The organism is Anaerovibrio sp., from assembly GCF_051866355.1.
Classification (GTDB): domain Bacteria; phylum Bacillota; class Negativicutes; order Selenomonadales; family Selenomonadaceae; genus Anaerovibrio.
Window position 1 is genome coordinate 2,845 of the sequence record NZ_JBJDWZ010000100.1, and the last position, 1,295, is coordinate 4,139.

Genomic DNA, 1,295 nt, shown 5'->3' on the forward strand with positions numbered 1-1,295 from the left:
AAAATGCTGGCTGTTGCAAAGGAGTGAATGATTATGAGCCGTAAACTTTTATGGGCGAAAGCGGAATTGGCGTTGAATATCCTCATTGCAGGAGGATTATTTTTCGCCGGTATATATTTTGTTTTTTATGATGAGCCTTTGCAGGCGTTAGCTTGTTTTGTTGGCAGTGCTGTATGGAGAGGATGATGGTATGGATTACAACACGTTACGAGCGATATTAAAAATATTTAATATCGCTCTCATAGCATTCCTGAACTTGTCATAAATATTCGGGATATTTCGAGGAGGTGTAAAAACATGAACGATGACAGTCTTGACGAATATTATGACGAAGCTGGCGGCTTTCATTTTGACGGCATAGGCTACAGCCCAAACAACAAATCCTGCGGTAAATGCGCCAAGGAAAACTGTATGGACTGCGCCAGCTGGCCTCGTCTTTCCAAAAATGTGTGGGGCAAAATGGTATTCCTGCTTGGACTTAAAACTAAGCAGAAATTCCACATCATCGGAGTAGATAGAATACCGCCGAATATGATGTTCGTATTCACCAATAATTGCCTGAAAAACTATAGCCGCAAGGAAAGACAGTTCAAACCTGCCCCGCATTGGGTATTGCAGTTATTGCTTTTGGGTAAATATAAGCATTTGGAGGTTGTGCCATGATACGCCATATCTCTATAGACCTTGAAACATTCAGCAGTGAGCCTATCGGCAAAACTGGCGCATACAAGTACGTTCAAAGCGATGATTTTGAAATCATGTTGCTCGCGTACAGCGTTGATTATGGCCCTGTTGAAATCGTGGACCTTGCTTCCGGAGAGCTTATCCCCGACTGGCTGTACGCCGCAATAAAAAGCCCTGAATATATCAAGCACGCATACAACGCGGCTTTTGAGTGGTACTGCCTCTCAAAATTCTACGGCGAATTGCTCCCCCTTGAGCAATGGCGCGATACCATGCTCCACGGAATGTATTGCGGCTTCCCTGCTGGACTGGATGTCGTAGGAAAGGCCCTTGGGCTTCCTGAGGATAAGAAAAAGCTCTCCATAGGCAAAGCATTAATCAGGTATTTCTGCATTCCCTGCGCGCCCACCAAAGCAAATGGAGGGCGCCGCAGAAACCTCCCGAAGCATGACCTCGCAAAATGGGAGTTGTTCAAGAAATACTGTGTAGGTGATGTTGTTACCGAGATGGAGGTTGAACGCAGGCTTTCCAATTATCCAGTGCCTGACTCCCTCGAAATGCAGTGGCGCACAGATTTAAGGATAAACGAGCGAGGCGTTGCGGTGGATTTG

2 protein-coding genes and 1 pseudogene are annotated in these 1,295 nt (G+C 45.6%); all 3 read left to right on the forward strand.

Translation table 11 applies throughout. The annotated features are described in order from the left end of the window. Positions 1-33 precede the first annotated feature (33 nt). Entirely contained in the window at positions 34-186 is a 153-nt protein-coding gene (locus ACI3UA_RS05475) for a hypothetical protein (RefSeq protein ID WP_439723825.1), read from the forward strand. Between the two features lie 111 nt (positions 187-297). Continuing rightward, positions 298-663 carry a hypothetical protein gene (locus ACI3UA_RS05480; protein ID WP_439723826.1) on the forward strand — a complete coding sequence of 122 codons (366 nt, stop codon included), beginning with the start codon at positions 298-300 and terminating at the stop codon, positions 661-663. Next, positions 660-1,295: pseudogene (locus ACI3UA_RS05485) on the forward strand (hypothetical protein); the annotation flags it as partial. The gene ACI3UA_RS05480 and the pseudogene ACI3UA_RS05485, both read left to right, overlap by 4 nt.

Coding starts and splice junctions, on each gene's coding strand:
- ACI3UA_RS05475 (WP_439723825.1), top strand. CDS start 34: ATGAGCCGTAAACTTTTATGGGCGAAAGCGGAATTGGCGTTGAATATC.
- ACI3UA_RS05480 (WP_439723826.1), top strand. CDS start 298: ATGAACGATGACAGTCTTGACGAATATTATGACGAAGCTGGCGGCTTT.